Source organism: Pseudomonas sp. Sample_11 (assembly GCF_004307505.1).
GTDB classification, from domain to species: domain Bacteria; phylum Pseudomonadota; class Gammaproteobacteria; order Pseudomonadales; family Pseudomonadaceae; genus Aquipseudomonas; species Aquipseudomonas atacamensis.
In genome coordinates this window covers 50324-67144 of the sequence record NZ_RCOD01000072.1, presented here as the reverse complement: position 1 = coordinate 67144, position 16821 = coordinate 50324, and the positions used below count along the sequence as shown (strand labels likewise).

General features: G+C 61.5%; 15 protein-coding genes. 3 read left to right on the top strand and 12 right to left on the bottom strand.

The window, feature by feature from the left end:
• Positions 1 to 132 precede the first annotated feature (132 nt).
• From creC to D8U60_RS19845, 3 genes are all read right to left on the bottom strand, one after another.
• Positions 133 to 1551, bottom strand: a complete 1419-nt coding sequence (gene creC / locus D8U60_RS19855; RefSeq protein WP_122699682.1) for a two-component system sensor histidine kinase CreC — start codon at positions 1549 to 1551, stop codon at positions 133 to 135.
• Positions 1551 to 2231: a two-component system response regulator CreB gene (creB, locus tag D8U60_RS19850; protein ID WP_024014583.1), complete on the bottom strand. Its 681-nt coding sequence runs from the start codon at positions 2229 to 2231 to the stop codon at positions 1551 to 1553. The genes creC and creB overlap by 1 nt, the downstream gene beginning before the upstream one ends.
• Before the next feature lie 69 nt (positions 2232 to 2300).
• Positions 2301 to 2807, bottom strand: a complete 507-nt coding sequence (locus D8U60_RS19845; RefSeq protein WP_016772839.1) for an ATP-dependent zinc protease — start codon at positions 2805 to 2807, stop codon at positions 2301 to 2303.
• Between the two features lie 258 nt (positions 2808 to 3065).
• Here D8U60_RS19845 and D8U60_RS19835 point away from each other — a divergent pair, with 258 nt between their 5' ends.
• A complete protein-coding gene (locus D8U60_RS19835) occupies positions 3066 to 3953 on the top strand; it encodes an acyltransferase (protein ID WP_130900736.1) in 888 nt (295 codons plus the stop codon).
• Position 3954: 1 nt separating this feature from the next.
• Here D8U60_RS19835 and D8U60_RS19830 read toward each other — a convergent pair whose 3' ends face one another.
• Complete coding sequence (locus D8U60_RS19830) at positions 3955 to 4512, bottom strand: DUF2780 domain-containing protein (protein ID WP_123443808.1); 558 nt, start codon at positions 4510 to 4512, stop codon at positions 3955 to 3957.
• A gap of 279 nt (positions 4513 to 4791) precedes the next feature.
• Here D8U60_RS19830 and D8U60_RS19825 point away from each other — a divergent pair, with 279 nt between their 5' ends.
• Entirely contained in the window at positions 4792 to 5103 is a 312-nt protein-coding gene (locus D8U60_RS19825; RefSeq protein WP_130900735.1) for a hypothetical protein, read from the top strand.
• Positions 5104 to 5165: 62 nt separating this feature from the next.
• Here the strand turns inward: D8U60_RS19825 and fdhA are convergent, their stop codons facing one another.
• The 8 genes from fdhA to D8U60_RS19775 form a co-directional block, all read right to left on the bottom strand.
• On the bottom strand, positions 5166 to 6365 hold the full coding sequence (fdhA, locus tag D8U60_RS19820; RefSeq protein ID WP_016772834.1) for a formaldehyde dehydrogenase, glutathione-independent: 1200 nt from the start codon (positions 6363 to 6365) through the stop codon (positions 5166 to 5168).
• A gap of 119 nt (positions 6366 to 6484) precedes the next feature.
• The gene (gene purU, locus D8U60_RS19815; protein ID WP_016772833.1) at positions 6485 to 7342 is read right to left on the bottom strand and encodes a formyltetrahydrofolate deformylase; all 858 of its coding nucleotides are present in this window, start codon (positions 7340 to 7342) and stop codon (positions 6485 to 6487) included.
• A gap of 188 nt (positions 7343 to 7530) precedes the next feature.
• Positions 7531 to 8163 carry a sarcosine oxidase subunit gamma family protein gene (gene soxG, locus D8U60_RS19805; RefSeq protein ID WP_016772832.1) on the bottom strand — a complete coding sequence of 211 codons (633 nt, stop codon included), beginning with the start codon at positions 8161 to 8163 and terminating at the stop codon, positions 7531 to 7533.
• Positions 8164 to 8292: 129 nt separating this feature from the next.
• A complete protein-coding gene (locus D8U60_RS19800) occupies positions 8293 to 11310 on the bottom strand; it encodes a sarcosine oxidase subunit alpha (RefSeq protein ID WP_130900734.1) in 3018 nt (1005 codons plus the stop codon).
• Entirely contained in the window at positions 11307 to 11636 is a 330-nt protein-coding gene (locus D8U60_RS19795) for a sarcosine oxidase subunit delta (protein WP_016772830.1), read from the bottom strand. Before D8U60_RS19795 ends, D8U60_RS19800 begins: the two co-directional genes overlap by 4 nt.
• 14 nt (positions 11637 to 11650) lie before the next feature.
• Entirely contained in the window at positions 11651 to 12901 is a 1251-nt protein-coding gene (locus D8U60_RS19790; RefSeq protein WP_016772829.1) for a sarcosine oxidase subunit beta, read from the bottom strand.
• A gap of 21 nt (positions 12902 to 12922) precedes the next feature.
• Positions 12923 to 14176 carry a serine hydroxymethyltransferase gene (gene glyA / locus D8U60_RS19785; RefSeq protein ID WP_130900733.1) on the bottom strand — a complete coding sequence of 418 codons (1254 nt, stop codon included), beginning with the start codon at positions 14174 to 14176 and terminating at the stop codon, positions 12923 to 12925.
• A 257-nt stretch (positions 14177 to 14433) separates the two neighbouring features.
• On the bottom strand, positions 14434 to 15144 hold the full coding sequence (locus D8U60_RS19775; RefSeq protein WP_130900731.1) for a TraX family protein: 711 nt from the start codon (positions 15142 to 15144) through the stop codon (positions 14434 to 14436).
• Positions 15145 to 15270: 126 nt separating this feature from the next.
• On the opposite strand from D8U60_RS19775, the gene D8U60_RS19770 reads away from it, so the two are divergent.
• On the top strand, positions 15271 to 16311 hold the full coding sequence (locus D8U60_RS19770; RefSeq protein ID WP_016772826.1) for a low specificity L-threonine aldolase: 1041 nt from the start codon (positions 15271 to 15273) through the stop codon (positions 16309 to 16311).
• Positions 16312 to 16821 lie beyond the last annotated feature (510 nt).

Here is a 16821-nt window from a genome sequence, read left to right as displayed (position 1 = left end):
GGTGTGGTGAGAGTGTGGGGGGAATATGGAGATTGTGTGGAAAGATCAAAAGATCGCAGCCTTCGGCAGCTCCTACAGTTGTACCGTATTCCAAATGTAGGAGCTGCCGAAGGCTGCGATCTTTTGGCTATCTCAAGGCAAGCGCAATACCACTTCAACCCCGCCCTCGACATTGCCAATGCGCATCACCCCGCCATGCAGCTTGACCACTTCTTCAACGAAGTTCAGCCCCAGCCCGGTGCTCTTGCGTCCGCTGTCCGGGCGCGGCAACGAGTAGAAGCGTTCGGTCAGGCGTGGCAAGGCGTAATCGGGAATCGGCGTGGTCTGGTTGAACAGGCGGAACTCGACCTGCTCGCCAACCCGCTCGGCGCTCAAGCGCAACAGCCCCGACGTCGGGGTGAAATCGAGTGCGTTTTCCAGCAGATTGCCCAACGCCTGGCGCAGCAGAAACGGCTCGCCAATCAACAGCAGATCCTCGCCGATCACTTGCTCGACGCGCAGTTGTTTGCCCTCGATCCGCGCGGCCTGCGCCTTGAGCAGTTCTGCGACCAACAGCGCCAGCGGCACTGCCACCCGCTCTTCCAGCCCTTGGCGTTGTTCGACTTGCGCCAGGTTGAGCAGGCGCTCGATCAACTGCTGCATCCGCGCGCTTTCGCTGTCGATGTTGCTGACAAAGCGCAAACGCTGGACGGCCGGCATCTCGCTTTGCAGCAGCTCCGCTGCGCCCCGGATCGCCGCCAGCGGACTTTTCAATTCATGGGTCAGGGTGTGCACGTAGCGCTCGACGTAGGCCTTGCCTTCGAGCTGCGTGCGCATCTGCTCGACCGCCGTCGCCAGTTGCTCCAGTTCGCCGCCGCGATAATGCGGCACTTCCACGCGCCGGCCTTCGCTCACCGCTTGGGCATAACCGGTCAAACGGTGCAGCGCGCGGCTCAGCCACCATGAGAGCAAGGCGCCGAAGAGCAGACCGAGGCCGATCAGTCCGGCGCCGTAAAACAGCAAGCGCCGCTCGGTGCGATCGACGTAGGGTTGCAGCGAACTGTTGGGCTTGGCCACGGTGACCACGCCGATGATCCTGCCGTTGTCGCGGATCGGCGCGCCGACATGCATCACTGAAGAGCTCGGATCGTCAGGATCACTGCGGCTGGAGCGCGCGCCGTACTCGCCGCGCAGGGTCAGGTAGACGTCGTTCCAGCGCGAATAATCCTGGCCGACCGCGACGCCGCTGGAGTCGAGCACGACGATGCCCTTGGCGTCGGTGACGTAGATGCGGTGGTTTACCTGGTTTTTCGGCAAGCCCCAGATGGTCGCTTGCGGCTGCCGCTCGCCATAGGCGCGGAGCAATTGCGGCCAGCGGTTCTCGCTGAGGGTGCCGGCCTTGAAATCGTCGCGCAGGATTTCAGCCATCAGGTTGGCGGTGTCGACCAGCGTCTCTTCGGTGGACTGGCGCACGCCGGGGCGAATTTCTTCCATCACCGTATTGAGGACGAAATAACCGGTCAGGCCGACAAACAGCACGTACACCAGAAAGATCCGCAGCCCCAGCGACATCAGCTGTGCCCCGGGCTGTAGCTGTAACCGAGGCCGCGATGGGTCTGGATCGGCTCGGCCTCGGCGCGCACCAGGCGCAACTTGGCGCGCAGGCTTTTGATGTGGCTGTCGATGCTGCGCTCGTAACCGGCGTCGGCCGCTACGCCCAGCGCATCGAGCAATTGCTCGCGGCTGAACACTCGCTCAGGTTGTTCGAGCAGGCATTGCAACAAGCGGAATTCATGGCGGGTCAGGCTCAGCGGCTGGCCGCGATAGCTGATCTGCACGCGTTCAGCATCGATGCGAAACAGCGTTGAGCCTGCTTCCAGGGTTGCGCGCGGCGCCATGCGCTTGAGGATGGCTTTGACCCGCGCCGCCACTTCACGCGGGCTGAACGGCTTGACCACGTAATCGTCGGCACCGATCTCCAGACCCACCACGCGGTCGATCTCGGCGTCGCGGGCGCTGAGAAACAGCACCGGCACTTCCGTGAAGCGTCGCAACTGCTTGCAGGTTTCGAAGCCACTGATGTCCGGCAAACCGATATCGAGAATGATCAGGTCGGCCGGGGTTTGTCGCTGATGCTCCAGCGCCGCCGCGCCGAGGTTCAGCCACGTGGTGCTGAACCCCTCGCCCTGCAAGGCAAAAATCAATGTGTCGGCAATCGCCGCTTCGTCTTCGACAATCAGGATGTGCGGCATGGCGTCCGAGCCCGTGGCAGTTAGTGCGCGAACGGTGCCCCAAGCCCGGGGTTACGTCAATCAGACCACTTAGCAGTCAGGCTTGTCGGCGGTGTAACGCCGCGCCGGATTGACCGCCGCGCCGAACTCGCGCAAGGCCTTGGCGCCGATCAGCAGCGGATAGTTGAAGTGGCTGCGGTCGGTCAGGTTGACCTCGACGGTGCGCTTGACGTTGCCCAGGCACAGCTCCAGATCGACCACCGGGCGCTTGGCGACATCGCTGCTGTCGCGCTCTTCATCGTCCTCGTCGGAACGGCTTTTAATCTTGCTGATCCGCGCGACCTTGTGCTCGAAAACCTTGTTGCTGGCGTCCTTGGTGGCGAGGCGGAAACGCACCCAGTCTTCGCCATCGCGGGTGAAGGTCTCGATGTCCTTGGCCGACAGCGAGGCGGTCAGCGCGCCAGTGTCCATCTTGGCCTTGAGCACTTCGCCACCGATTTCCGGCAGCGCGATGTATTCGTAGCGACCGTACAGCGTCGGCTCGGCGGCCATGACCGGCAGCGCAACGAGGGCAAACAGAGCAAGGAGGGATTTCACGTAAGGGGCTTCCTTGGGAGGTTAGGCAACGGCATTTTAGACCGTCGCGCGGTTGATCGTTCCCACGCTCTGCGTGGGAATGCATCCAGTGACGCTCTGCGTCACAGGGGACGCGGAGCGTCCCGGGCGGCGTTACCACGCAGAGCGGGGGAACGATCAGGTTAACGGGACTGAAGTGAAACATTCGTCAGCGCCGATTTGGCCTGTCGCGCGAAGCTGCTTATCATGGCTCGCCCCTGCCACTTCATAGAGTTGCTTATGCGCCGCCTGCTCACCGGCTGTTTCGTCACCCTGTTGCTGTTGCTCAACACCCTGATCCTGATCGGGCCATTGATGGTGTTTGCCCTGCTCAAACTGGTCGCACCCGGGCGCTGGCGGGATTACGCATCGGGGGCGGTGATGTGGATCGCCGAGACCTGGGCCGAAATCGACAAGCTGATCTTCCAGCTGTGCATCCCGACGCAGTGGGACATTCGCGGCGGCGACGATCTGCGCCGCGACACGTCCTATCTGGTGGTCAGCAACCATCAATCGTGGGTCGACATTCCGGCACTGATCCAGACCCTCAACCGGCGCACGCCGTTCTTCAAGTTCTTTCTGAAGAAAGAGCTGATCTGGGTGCCGTTCCTGGGCTTGGCGTGGTGGGCGCTGGATTACCCGTTCATGAAGCGCTACACCAAAGCCTTTCTGGTGAAGAACCCCGAGCTGGCGGGCAAGGATCTGGAAATCACCAAAGCGGCGTGCGAGCTGTTCAAGCGCCAGCCGGTGACGGTGGTGAATTATCTGGAAGGCACGCGCTACACCCTGGCGAAAAGCACCCAGCAGGAATCACCGTTCAACCACTTGCTCAAACCCAAGGCCGGCGGCGTGGCGTTCGTGCTGGCGGCGATGGGCGAACAGCTCGACGCGATGCTCGATGTGACGGTGGTGTATCCGCAGGAAAAAATCCCGGGCTTCTGGGATCTGATCAGCGGCAACGTGCCGCGAGTGATCATCGACATCAGGACCCGCGAACTCGACCCGGCGCTGTGGCAGGGCGATTACGAGAAAGATCCGGCCTTTCGCCAACACGTCCAGAACTGGGTCAACCAGCTCTGGACCGAGAAGGATCAGCGCATCGTCGAGCTGCGCAACGAGCGCCGCTGACTCAAGTGCCGGTGCCGGTGCCCCAGATGCTGCCCAGGCTGCTCAACAGCGAACCGCCGACGCCCTGCTGACCGAGGTATTGCAGCAACACCGGGGCAAACTGGCCGATCATGCCGCTGTCCATGCCCAGCGCGCTGAACGCGTTGTTGAGGTCGTTGCTGTCTTTGACATTGCCCAGCGCGTTTTCAAGACCTGCGGACTTGCCGGACGAACCGAGCAACGCCCCGAGCGCCGCCAGATTGCCGCTGCCACCGGACAGTTTGTCGATGCCCGGCACTTCCTTGGCCAGTTGCGAATAGTCGGTGCTGCTCAACTGATTCTTCGCCAGCCCAAGCATCGCGCTGGTGCCGCCAACGGCCTGCTCCGGCGTGACGTCCAGTGCACTCAGAGCACTCAACAAACCAGCGGTCTCCGAGGTCGGCGCCGCAGCGGCCGCCTTGTCACCACCCTGCATCCCCGCTACCGCACCGGCCACGTCGTTCAAACTGAAACCGGCAAACACCGGCCCGGCGGCCAGAGTCAGGAGCGATGCCAGGGCAAAACCGCGTGAAATCTTCATTCAGACATCCTCTTTGGAAAAAGCTGCCACCGGACAACGGCGACGAAACTGCCGGTTTGACCGGGTATTGGGCGGCATGTTCCTCGCGGCGCATCCCCTTCTCTACGCACTCACCAAAATGAATTGTTCAATCGTTGAATAGCCACTTCACTATTCGACTTCACACTGAAAACCCGACTATTTATTTCGATTGGAACTAACCAACTGTCAGATCTGACAGTTGGCAGTCATAACGATGCAAGTGAATATCTCCACTCCAATTACGTAACGGAGTACGAAATGATGAAGTTGAAAATTGTCACTGGCGCCGTGCTTGGTCTGACCATGATGAGTACTGCCTATGCTGCAACCTGCCCAACGATATCAGTGACTCATGCGCAAGGAGCCGAAGATGTCACCTTCACTTCTGCCCGACTTAAAGATAAAGACACTGCCAATTCGGTTGTCATCTGCCGATACGAAGGTGAGGCAGACCTTGGCGTCTCGGCTGGCTACAGAAACGACACTCCGGTTCAAGCCACCGGTAGCAATTGGAACGGTGATGAGTGTGCAACCAAGGATGGTGACGCCCGCAAATGCGCCTTTAAATAACTGGTCGAACACAGAACAAAAAAGGGCAGCCCGATCGGCTGCCCTTCTTACATGGGTAGAACTTACGCCGCACTGAACAACTTATGCGGATCAATCACAAACTTCTTCGGCACACCCGCATCGAACTCGCCGTAACCTTCCGGCGCCTGATCGAGGCTGATCACTTGCACGCCGACCACTTCGGCAATGTTGATGCGGTCCCACATGATCGCCTGCATCAACTGGCGGTTGTACTTCATCACTGGAGTCTGGCCGGTGTGGAAGCTGTGGGATTTGGCCCAGCCCAGGCCGAAGCGGATGCTCAGGCTGCCCATTTTCGCCGCGGCGTCGACGGCGCCCGGATCTTCGGTGACGTACAGGCCCGGGATACCGATCTTGCCGGCAACGCGCACCACGCCCATCAGTGAGTTGAGCACCGTGGCCGGGGCTTCGGCCTTGACGCCGTCGTGGCCGTGGCCGCGTGCTTCGAAACCGACGCAGTCCACCGCACAGTCGACTTCCGGCTCGCCCAGCAGTGCGGCGATCTGTTCGTGCAGCGGGGTGTCCTTGGACAGGTCGACGACCTCAAAGCCCTGGGCCTTGGCGTGAGCCAGGCGGATGGTGTTGACGTCGCCGACAATCACCACCGCCGCACCGAGCAAACGTGCGGAAGCGGCAGCGGCCAGACCGACCGGACCGGCGCCGGCGATGTACACGGAACTGCCCGGGCCAACGCCGGCAGTAACCGCGCCGTGGTAACCGGTCGGGAGGATGTCGGAGAGGCAGGTCAGGTCGCGGATTTTCTCCATGGCCTTGTCGCGATCCGGCAGTTTCAGCAGGTTGAAGTCGGCGTACGGCACCAGCACGTATTCAGCCTGGCCACCGGTCCAGTCGCCCATGTCGACGTAACCGTATGCGCCGCCGGCACGGGCCGGGTTGACGGTCAGGCAGACGCCGGTGTGTTGCTCCTTGCAGGAACGGCAGCGCCCGCAAGCTACGTTGAACGGAACAGAGACCAGATCGCCGATCTTCAGGTTTTCGACGTCGGAACCCTTTTCGATCACCTCGCCGGTGATTTCGTGACCCAGCACCAGACCGGTCTGCGCCGTGGTCCGACCGCGCACCATGTGTTGGTCGGAGCCGCAGATGTTGGTGGAAACCACTTTGAGAATGACCCCGTGCTCGATCTTGCGACCGCGCGGGTCCTGCATTTTCGGATAGTCGATTTTCTGTACTTCGACCTTGCCAGCGCCGAGATACACCACACCACGATTGCCAGACATGCCATCACCTCTATATTTGTTGTTGGGTAGAGAGTTGATTGAGCTTCAAGCGGCAAGCTACAAGCCGCAAGAAGTGTGCTGACCGCTTGTTCTTGCGGCTTGGAGCTTGAAGCTTGGAGCTAAAGAACGACTGTTCTGTTGGCGTTCAGGAACACGCGTCTTTCGATGTGATACCCGACCGCCCGCGCCAAGGTCAGGCCTTCGATATCCCGGCCCTTGGCAATCAGGTCCTCGGGGTAATGACTGTGATCCACCGCCTCGACGCCCTGGGCGATGATCGGCCCTTCATCGAGGTCGTTGTTGATGTAATGCGCCGTCGCGCCAACCAGTTTCACGCCCTTGTTGTAGGCCTGGTGATACGGCTTGGCGCCCTTGAAGCCCGGCAACAACGAGTGATGAATGTTGATCGCCTTGCCGTCGAGCTTGCGGCACAGCTCCGGCGACAGCACCTGCATGTAGCGGGCGAGGATCACCAGTTCGGCACCGGCCTCTTCGATCACCTGCCAGACCTGACGCTCCTGCGCCGGTTTGTCATTGGGGTCGAGAGGGAAATGGTAGTAGGGAATCTGGTGCCAGTCGGCCAACGGCTTGAGATCCGGATGGTTGGACACCACCGCCGCCACGTCCATCGACAACTGGCCGATGCGCTGGCGATAGAGCAAGTCATTGAGGCAGTGATCGGCCTTGGAGACCATGATCACCACTTTCGGCCGGTAGTTCGGCGCGGTCAGCTCGAAGAGCATGCCGAACGCTTCTCCGCGCTCGGCCAAACCTGCGCGGAAGGATTGCTCGTCGAAGCCGTCGGGCTGACGGAATTCCACGCGGATGAAGAAGCGCCCCGAGAGGCGGTCATCGAACGAGTGGTGCTCGGTCACATAACAGCCCTGCTCGAACAGAAAACGCGTGACCGCGTCCACCGTGCCGAGGACGCTGGGACAGTCAGCGGTCAGAATCCATGTGTCTGGGGCGCGGCTCATATTTTTTCCTCTGATCGTTCCTACGCTCTGCGTGGGAATGCCGCCATGGACGCTCTGCGTCCGCTCTTGGGACGCGGAGCGTCCCGGGATGCATTCCCACGCGGAGCGTGGGAACGATCATCTATCTGCTCCCTTTCCCCTCTCCCCCTTGGGGGAGAGGGCTGGGGTGAGGGGGTGGCTTTTGATCTTCAGGCCTGAACGCTGAGGCCGTACTCGGCCGAAGCATCCTGCAACCACAACCACCAGTAATCCGAGAAGCTGCGACGGATCAGCAGTTCCCAGGTGTCTTCGGCGGTATGACGAATCATCAGCTGCGATTTGGCGAACACCGTGCCCACCGCTTTGCCGACCGGAAAGTTGTTCGGGTGCACGTCATAGCTGGTGGATTTCATCAGCACCTGGCGCACGTTCGGCCCGCTCAGTTCGAGAATTTGCTGGCCGCCGCTGACATTCACGATGGCAATGTGCAGATCACCCAGCGCTTCACGCAGTTTCTGCTCGGCGGCGAATTCTTCGCCGCTTGGCACGATCAGCAGCCACTCGTCCGGGCCCATCCATTGCAGGCTGGTTTCGCCTTTGACGATCACGCTGAGGGCGCCGGGCAATTCAATGCCCAACGCTTTGTGCACACCGGCCGCGAAGGCTGCATCGTGGCCATCGCCACGAATGGTCAGGTGGCCGAGGAGTTTTTTCTCACGCACGATCACGCCGGCGTTCTTGCGGCCCTTGCCGACCAGGCTGGCGAGGTCGGCATGGTGCAGCGACGACTCGGCACGGGCGCCGGTGGTCGGGCGTTGCTGGTAAACATTGGCTGTGGTCATAAAGCACCTTCTTGTATTGATCGTTCCCACGCTCTGCGTGGGAATGCCGCCATGGACGCTCTGCGTCCGCTCTTGGGACGCGGAGCGTCCCGGGATGCATTCCCACGCGGAGCGTGGGAACGATCAGGGTCAGATGTTCTGCCGCTCACCCTTCGGATCGAAGAACACCGAAGAAACGATTTCCGCTTCGATCACGCTGCCATCGGCCAGCGGTGCGAACACCCGCTCGCCCATGCGCTTGAGACCGCCCTTGACCACACCCATGGCAAACGAATAACCGAGGGAGTTGTGCGCGTAGCTGGAGGTCACGTGGCCGACCATGGTCATCGGGATCGCCTGCTTGGTGTTGAACACCAGCTGCGCACCTTCCGGCAGCCATTTGGTCGGATCGATCGGCTTGAGGCCCACCAGTTGTTTGCGCTGTTCCTTGACGCAATCTTCGCGGTTCATGCCACGCTGGCCGATCCACGAGAACGGTTTGGTGCGACCCACACACCAGCCCATGTTCAGGTCATCCGGGGTCATTGAGCCGTCGGTGTCCTGGCCGACGATGATGAAGCCCTTCTCCGCCCGCAAAACGTGCATGGTTTCGGTGCCGTACGGCGTCAGGTTGTACTGCTTGCCGGCCTCGACGATTTTCTCCAGCACGCCCATCGCGTAGTCGGCCTGCACGTTGACTTCGTACGACAGCTCACCGGTGAACGAGATACGGAACACCCGCGCCGGCACATCGCCGACCAGACCTTCTTTCCAGGTCATGAACGGGAACGCTTCGTTGCTCAGATCGATGTCAGTCACGGCGCTGAGCAGCTTGCGGCTGTTCGGCCCGGACAGGGTCATGGTCGCCCAGTGGTCGGTGACGGAAGTGAAGTACACCTTCAGCTCCGGCCATTCGGTCTGGTGGTACAGCTCCAGCCACTGCAGTACGCGCGCGGCGCCGCCGGTGGTGGTGGTCATGACGAAATGGTTGTCGGCCAGACACGCGGTCACACCGTCGTCGAAGACCATGCCGTCTTCCTTGCACATCAGACCGTAGCGAGCCTTGCCCACGTCGAGCTTGGTCCAGGCGTTGGTGTACACGCGGTTGAGGAACTCGCGGGCATCCGGGCCTTGGATGTCGATCTTGCCGAGGGTCGAGGCATCGAGCAGGCCGACGCTGTCGCGCACGGCTTTGCATTCGCGCTTGACCGCCGCGTGCAGGTCTTCACCGTTTTTCGGGAAATACCAGGGACGCTTCCACTGACCGACGTCTTCAAACTCGGCGCCGTTCTTCACGTGCCAGGCATGCAGCGCGGTGTAGCGCACCGGTTCGAAGATGTGCCCGCAATGCCGACCGGCCACAGCGCCGAAGGTCACCGGCGTGTAGTTCGGACGGAACATGGTGGTGCCCATCTGCGGGATGGTCACGTTCAGCGACCGGGCGGCAATGGCCAGACCGTTGACGTTGCCGAGCTTGCCCTGATCGGTGCCGAAGCCCAGCGCGGTATAGCGTTTGACGTGCTCGACCGACTCGAAACCTTCACGGGTCGCCAATTCGATACCACCGGCGGTGACGTCGTTCTGGAAGTCGACGAATTGCTTCGGTGCACGCGCCGAGTTCTTCTCGTGCGGCACCTGGAACAGCGCCAGGGTCGGCTCTTCGAGACGGCTCAGGGCTTTCGGCAACACGCCTTCGACAGTCTGGAAACCGGCTTCGGCGGCAGCGCGCACGCCACCTTCAAAACCGTCGGCCAGCGAATCGCCCAGCGCGTAGACGCCATTGATGCCACCGACGCACACGCGCTTCTGCGGTGCTTCGCCCGGTACGAAACCGAGAATGTCTTCGCGCCACACTGGTTTGCCACCGAGGTGCGAAGCCAGGTGAACCACCGGGCTGTAACCGCCGGAGCTGGCCACCAGGTCGCAGTCGAGCCACTCGCCCGGACTGGTTACGGCGTGGGCCTTTACGTCAATCGCGGCGACGCGCGCAGCGGTCACACGCTTGCTGCCACGCACTTCAATGACCGCGCTGCCGGTGAGGATGCGAATGCCTTTGGCGCGCGCTTCTTCGACCAATGCACCGCGCGGATTGCTGCGGGCGTCAGCGATGGCGACGACTTGCAGACTGGCATCGAGCCAATCGAGAGCGACACGATAGGCGTGATCGTTGTTGGTCGACAGCACCAGTTTTTTGCCCGGCGCTACGCCATAACGACGCACGTAAGTCGACACCGCACCGGCGAGCATGTTGCCCGGCACGTCGTTGTTGCCGTAGACCAGCGGACGCTCGTGGGCGCCGGTCGCCAGCACCACGCGCTTGGCGCGGACACGGTGGATGCGCTGACGCACCTGACCGATCGGCGCGCGGTCACCGAGGTGATCGGTGAGGCGTTCGTGAATGGTCAGGAAGTTGTGGTCGTGGTAGCCGTTGACCGTGGCGCGCGGCAACAGCAGCACGTCCGGGGTGTTCTTCAATTCAGCGATGACACTGGCGACCCATTCCATCGCCGGTTTGCCGTCGAGGCTTTCGCGCGAGTCGAGCAGGCTGCCGCCGAACTCTTCCTGCTCATCGGCCAGAATCACTCGGGCACCGCTGCGCGCAGCCGCCAGGGCAGCGGCGAGACCGGCCGGGCCGGCACCGACGATCAGCACGTCGCAGTGCTGGTTCATGTAGTCGTAGGTGTCCGGATCGTTCTCGGTCGGCGAACGGCCGAGGCCGGCAGCCTTGCGGATGTACTTCTCGTAAGTCATCCAGAACGATTGCGGGTACATGAAGGTTTTGTAGTAGAAACCCGGCGGCATCAGCTTGCCGCCGACCTTGCCGAGAATCCCCATCATGTCGTTGTTGACGCTCGGCCAGCCATTGGTGCTGGTGGCGACCAGGCCCTGATACAACGCCTGTTGCGTGGCGCGCACGTTGGGAATCTGCGTGGCTTCGGTGGCACCGATCTGCAGCACGGCGTTCGGCTCTTCGGAACCGGCGGCGAAGATGCCGCGAGGGCGCGAATACTTGAAGCTGCGGCCGATGATGTCGACGCCGTTGGCGATCAGTGCGGCGGCCAGCGAGTCGCCTTCGTAGCCTTTGTAGGTCTGGCCGTTGAAGGTGAAGCTCAGCACTTTGTTGCGGTCGATCCGTCCACCGTTGGACAGGCGATTGGTCTGGCTCATACCTTCTCTCCCAGCGCCGTCGTGGCTGTTTTCGCAGTGCCAGCCTTGTCGGTGAATTGCGGCTTCTCGCCGATCTTGTAGCTCTCGAGAATCTCGTAGGTCACGGTATCGCGAGTGACGTTGAAGTACTGGCGGCAACCGGCAACGTGGTCCCACAACTCATGGTGCAGACCGCGCGGGTTATCGCGAAAGAACATGTAGTCGCCCCACTCTTCATCGGTGCAGGCGTTCGGATCCAGCGGACGCGGGATGTGCGCCTGACCGGATGCGTGGAATTCCTCTTCAGAGCGCAGTTCGCCGCAGTGAGGACAGAAGATATGCAACATGGGGATTTCTCCTGTTAGTGGGCAACCGCAGCAGCGCCGTGTTCATCGATCAACGCACCGTTGTGGAAACGGTCGATGGAGAAAGGTGCAGCCAATGGGTGCATTTCACCCTTGGCCAGACTCGCGGCAAACACGTTGCCCGAACCCGGTGTGGCCTTGAAGCCACCGGTGCCCCAACCGCAGTTGAAGAACATGTTTGGTACCGGCGTTTTCGAGATGATCGGGCAAGCGTCCGGGGTGGTGTCGACGATGCCGCCCCACTGGCGGTTCATGCGTACGCGGGACAACACCGGGAACATCTCGACGATGGCCTGGATGGTGTGTTCGATTACCGGGTACGAACCACGCTGGCCGTAGCCGTTGTAGCCGTCGATACCGGCGCCGATCACCAGGTCGCCCTTGTCGGACTGGCTGATGTAACCGTGTACGGCGTTGGACATGATCACGCTGTCGATAATCGGTTTGATCGGCTCGGACACCAGCGCTTGCAGCGGGTGGGATTCGATCGGCAGGCGGAAACCGGCAAGCTTGGCCATGTGCCCGGAGTTACCGGCCGTCACCACGCCGACGCGCTTGGCGCCGATGAAACCCTTGTTGGTTTCGACGCCGATGCACACACCGTTTTCCTTGCGGAAACCGATCACTTCGGTCTGCTGGATCAAGTCCACGCCCAAGGCATCGGCGGCACGGGCGAAGCCCCACGCCACGGCATCGTGACGGGCGACGCCGCCGCGACGCTGCACGGTGGCGCCCATGATCGGGTAGCGAGTGTTTTTCGAGCAGTCCAGGTACGGAATTTCGTCCGCAACCTGCTTGGCGTCGAGCAGTTCGCCGTCGACGCCGTTGAGGCGGTTGGCGCTGACCCGACGCTCGGAATCACGGATGTCCTGCAGGGTGTGGCACAGGTTGTAGACGCCACGCTGGGAGAACATCACGTTGTAGTTGAGATCCTGCGACAGGCCTTCCCACAATTTCATCGCGTGTTCGTAGAGGTGCGCCGACTCGTCCCACAGGTAGTTGGAACGCACGATGGTGGTGTTGCGCGCGGTGTTACCGCCGCCCAGCCAGCCTTTCTCGACCACGGCGACATTGGTAATGCCGTGCTCCTTGGCCAGATAGTAGGCCGTCGCCAGGCCGTGCCCGCCGCCGCCGACGATGACCACGTCGTAGACTTTTTTCGGGGTGGGCGTGCGCCACATGCGCTGCCAGTTTTCGTGGTGGCTGAGCGAGTGTTTGAACAGGCCGAAGCCGGAATAGCGTTGCATAGTCATTACTCCAAAACCGACTCAGCGATAAACCGGGAAGTCTGCGCACAGGGCCGAGACCTGCTGGGCGACATTGGCCTCGACATCGGCGTCGCCGAGGTTGTCGAGGATGTCGCAGATCCAGCCGGCGAGGGTTTCGCACTGGCTGACCTTGAAGCCGCGCGTGGTCACCGCCGGGGTGCCGATGCGCAGGCCCGAGGTCACGAACGGCGACTGCGGGTCGTTCGGCACGGCGTTCTTGTTCACCGTGATGTGCGCGCGGCCCAGCGCGGCGTCGGCGTCCTTGCCGGTCAGGCCCTGACGGATCAGGCTGACCAGGAACAAGTGGTTGTCGGTACCGCCGGACACAACATCGTAGCCACGCTTGATGAACACGCTGGCCATCGCCTGGGCGTTGTCGATCACTTGTTGCTGATAAGCCTTGAAGCCAGGCTCCAGTGCTTCCTTGAAGCACACCGCTTTACCGGCGATGACGTGCATCAGCGGGCCGCCCTGGGCGCCGGGGAAAACGGCGGCGTTGAGCTTCTTCTCGATCTCTTCGTTGAACTTGGCCAGGATCAACCCACCACGCGGACCGCGCAGGGTCTTGTGCGTGGTGGTGGTGACCACGTCGGCGTACGGCAGCGGATTCGGGTACAGGCCCGCAGCGACCAGACCGGCGACGTGGGCCATGTCGACGAACAGCAGCGCGCCGACCTTGTCGGCGATCTGACGGAAGCGCGGGAAGTCCAGAGTCTTCGAGTAAGCCGAGAAACCGGCAACGATCATTTTCGGTTTGCACTCGACGGCCAGACGCTCGACTTCGTCGTAGTCGATCAGCCCGGTGTCGGTGTTGATGCCGTACTGCACGGCGTTGTAGAGCTTGCCCGAGGACGACACTTTCGCGCCGTGGGTCAGGTGACCGCCGTGGGCCAGGCTCATGCCGAGGATAGTGTCGCCCGGCTGGATCAACGCCAGGTACACGGCGCTGTTGGCCGAGGAGCCGGAGTGCGGCTGGACGTTGGCATAGTCGGCACCGAACAGTTGCTTGGCGCGTTCGATGGCCAGCGCTTCGACTTTATCCACATGCTCGCAGCCGCCGTAGTAGCGCTTGCCCGGATAGCCCTCGGCGTATTTGTTGGTCAGGCCGCTGCCTTGCGCCTGCATGACGCGCTTGCTGGTGTAGTTCTCCGACGCGATCAGCTCGATGTGATCTTCCTGACGTTGCTCCTCGGCATTCATCGCCGCCAGCAGTGCATCGTCGTAACCCTGGATCTGGTCTTGCTTGCTGAACATCGCGTCTCTCCCAGCGGCATCTGTGCGCCATTCGTCTCGGTAAGGCACTGACAATGATGGCAGTGCCCTTTGATGCGATGGTATGACCGGCACAGACAGCTCAAATGCCTGCGGACGCCACGCAAAGGTGCGTTTACGACATGGCTGGAAATGACCCGAAGAATGCACTCCCCCTGTAGGAGCTGCCGAAGGCTGCGATCTTTTGACTTTGACTTTGAAGATCAACGGATCGCAGCCTTCGGCAGCTCCTACAGGGGTCAGGCGATGATTTGGCGGATGGCGAGCAGCAGGAGGAAATGCGCGGGATACAACGCATACGCCCAGCGCCGCATCGGTGGAGGCCGGACATGTCGCCCATGTCGCAACAAGAACATTCCGAGCATCGGCGCAAACAGACAAGTCGTCAGCCCTAGAATCGCCACGCTGTTGCCGAAGCGCGCCGATTCGAGCAGCACTTGCCATTGATTCGCCGCCAGACACACCAGCCCCGGCAACAGGCTGAAATACCAGGGTCGGCGGAAAACCAGCAACATCGCCAACGGCAACAATACGCCGAAGAAACCAAACATCAGTCGTTCTGAAAAAACCGCCGCAACCACCAGCGCGGCCAGTGCGAGCAATCGCGCCACCGACGCTGAGTCCTGCCAGCCGCGCGCCACCAGCAAGCCCAGCGCCAGCGTCGGCATCACGTTGAACGTGTCAGGGTCGGGGATATAAAAGCGATAAGGGACTTCGCTGATGGCGCTGAACAGCAACAGCCAGCCCAGATAGCGCCATTCCATTTTGCGCGAATCGTCTCGTGCCAGATTCGCCGCCATCGCCAGGCAAAACCATGGAAACGCCAATCGCCCGGGCACATACAACCAATCGACGGAGAAGCCGACATATCGCAGGTGATCGAGCAACATGCTCAGCAACGCCAGCCATTTGAGCAGATCCAGGGCACCGTCGCGTTGGCTCAGGTGCATAATCGGCCCATAAACTGGTAATTTTCCCCACCCGACATCGCATGTGCTCCCCGGAAGATCTTCGGTAAAGTGCGCATCCTCATTGACCACGAGCCTTCACAAGAGTCTCGATTACGGAAGCCGGCCATGACCGACAAGAGCCAACAATTCGCCAGCGACAACTATTCCGGGATCTGCCCGGAAGCCTGGGCTGCCATGGAACAGGCCAACCACGGCCACCAGCGCGCTTACGGCGACGATGAATGGACCGCCCGCGCGGCGGATCATTTCCGCAAACTGTTCGAAACCGACTGCGAAGTGTTCTTCGCCTTCAACGGCACCGCCGCCAACTCGCTGGCCCTGTCGTCGCTGTGCCAGAGTTACCACAGCGTGATCTGCTCGGAAACCGCCCACGTCGAAACCGACGAATGCGGCGCTCCGGAATTCTTTTCCAACGGCTCGAAGCTGCTGATCGCCGGCACCGAAAACGGCAAGATCACCCCGCAATCGATCCGCGAAGTCGCACTCAAGCGCCAGGACATCCACTACCCGAAACCGCGCGTGGTAACCCTGACTCAAGCCACTGAAGTCGGCAGCGTCTACACCCCGGAAGAAGTCCGCGCCATCAGCGCAACCTGCAAAGAACTGGGCCTGCACCTGCACATGGACGGCGCGCGGTTCTCCAACGCCTGCGCATTCCTCGGCTGCTCGCCCGCCGACCTGACCTGGAAGGCCGGCGTTGATGTACTGTGCTTCGGCGGCACCAAGAACGGCATGGCGGTGGGTGAAGCGATCCTGTTCTTCAACCACAAACTGGCCGAAGACTTCGACTACCGCTGCAAGCAGGCCGGGCAACTGGCGTCGAAGATGCGCTTTTTGTCGGCACCGTGGGTCGGCATTCTGGAAAACGACGCCTGGCTCAAATACGCCCGCCACGCCAACCACTGCGCGCAACTGCTGGCAGAACTGGTCAGCGACATCCCCGGCGTCGAACTGATGTTCCCGGTGCAGGCAAACGGCGTGTTCCTGCAACTGTCCGAGCCGGCCATCGCTGCGTTGACTGCAAAGAACTGGCGCTTCTACACCTTCATCGGCAAGGGCGGCGCACGTTTCATGTGCTCCTGGGACACCGAAGAAGAGCGCGTGCGCGAACTGGCCCGCGATATTCGCGAGGTCATGTCGGCCTGATCCCGCCCATGATCATTCCCACGCGCAGCAAAGGAATGTCTCCCGGGACGCTCCGCGTTCCAGCTTCACCATTATCGACAAGGTCAAGACCGCTATGACGCAGAGCGTGGGAACGATCTTTATCTCCACATCTGCCCCACCCTGATCGTTCCCACGCTCCGCGTGGTAACGCCTCCAGGGACGCTCCGCGTTCCAGCTTCACCCTTGGCGACAGGCTGAAAACCGCTATGACGCAGAGCGTCAGTGGCTGCATTCCCACGCAGAGCGTGGGAACGATCTTTATCTCCACATCTGACCACCCTGATCGTTCCCACGCTCCGCGTGGTAACGCCTCCAGGGACGCTCCGCGTTCCAGCTTCACCCTTGGCGACAGGCTGAAAACCGCTATGACGCAGAGCGTCAGTGGCTGCATTCCCACGCAGAGCGTGGGAACGATCTTTATCTCCACATCTGCCCCACCCTGATCGTTCCCACGCTCCGCGTGGTAACGCCTCCAGGGACGCTCCGCGT

What these genes read in the sequence shown, in the direction of transcription:
- purU (WP_016772833.1), bottom strand. Translation starts at nt 7,342, where the DNA reads ATGAGCCGCGCCCCAGACACATGGATTCTGACCGCTGACTGTCCCAGC.
- fdhA (WP_016772834.1), bottom strand. Translation starts at nt 6,365, where the DNA reads ATGTCTGGCAATCGTGGTGTGGTGTATCTCGGCGCTGGCAAGGTCGAA.
- glyA (WP_130900733.1), bottom strand. Translation starts at nt 14,176, where the DNA reads ATGTTCAGCAAGCAAGACCAGATCCAGGGTTACGACGATGCACTGCTG.
- D8U60_RS19775 (WP_130900731.1), bottom strand. Translation starts at nt 15,144, where the DNA reads ATGCACCTGAGCCAACGCGACGGTGCCCTGGATCTGCTCAAATGGCTG.
- creC (WP_122699682.1), bottom strand. Translation starts at nt 1,551, where the DNA reads ATGTCGCTGGGGCTGCGGATCTTTCTGGTGTACGTGCTGTTTGTCGGC.
- D8U60_RS19830 (WP_123443808.1), bottom strand. Translation starts at nt 4,512, where the DNA reads ATGAAGATTTCACGCGGTTTTGCCCTGGCATCGCTCCTGACTCTGGCC.
- D8U60_RS19825 (WP_130900735.1), top strand. Translation starts at nt 4,792, where the DNA reads ATGATGAAGTTGAAAATTGTCACTGGCGCCGTGCTTGGTCTGACCATG.
- D8U60_RS19795 (WP_016772830.1), bottom strand. Translation starts at nt 11,636, where the DNA reads ATGTTGCATATCTTCTGTCCTCACTGCGGCGAACTGCGCTCTGAAGAG.
- D8U60_RS19835 (WP_130900736.1), top strand. Translation starts at nt 3,066, where the DNA reads ATGCGCCGCCTGCTCACCGGCTGTTTCGTCACCCTGTTGCTGTTGCTC.
- D8U60_RS19770 (WP_016772826.1), top strand. Translation starts at nt 15,271, where the DNA reads ATGACCGACAAGAGCCAACAATTCGCCAGCGACAACTATTCCGGGATC.
- D8U60_RS19790 (WP_016772829.1), bottom strand. Translation starts at nt 12,901, where the DNA reads ATGCAACGCTATTCCGGCTTCGGCCTGTTCAAACACTCGCTCAGCCAC.
- D8U60_RS19800 (WP_130900734.1), bottom strand. Translation starts at nt 11,310, where the DNA reads ATGAGCCAGACCAATCGCCTGTCCAACGGTGGACGGATCGACCGCAAC.
- soxG (WP_016772832.1), bottom strand. Translation starts at nt 8,163, where the DNA reads ATGACCACAGCCAATGTTTACCAGCAACGCCCGACCACCGGCGCCCGT.
- creB (WP_024014583.1), bottom strand. Translation starts at nt 2,231, where the DNA reads ATGCCGCACATCCTGATTGTCGAAGACGAAGCGGCGATTGCCGACACA.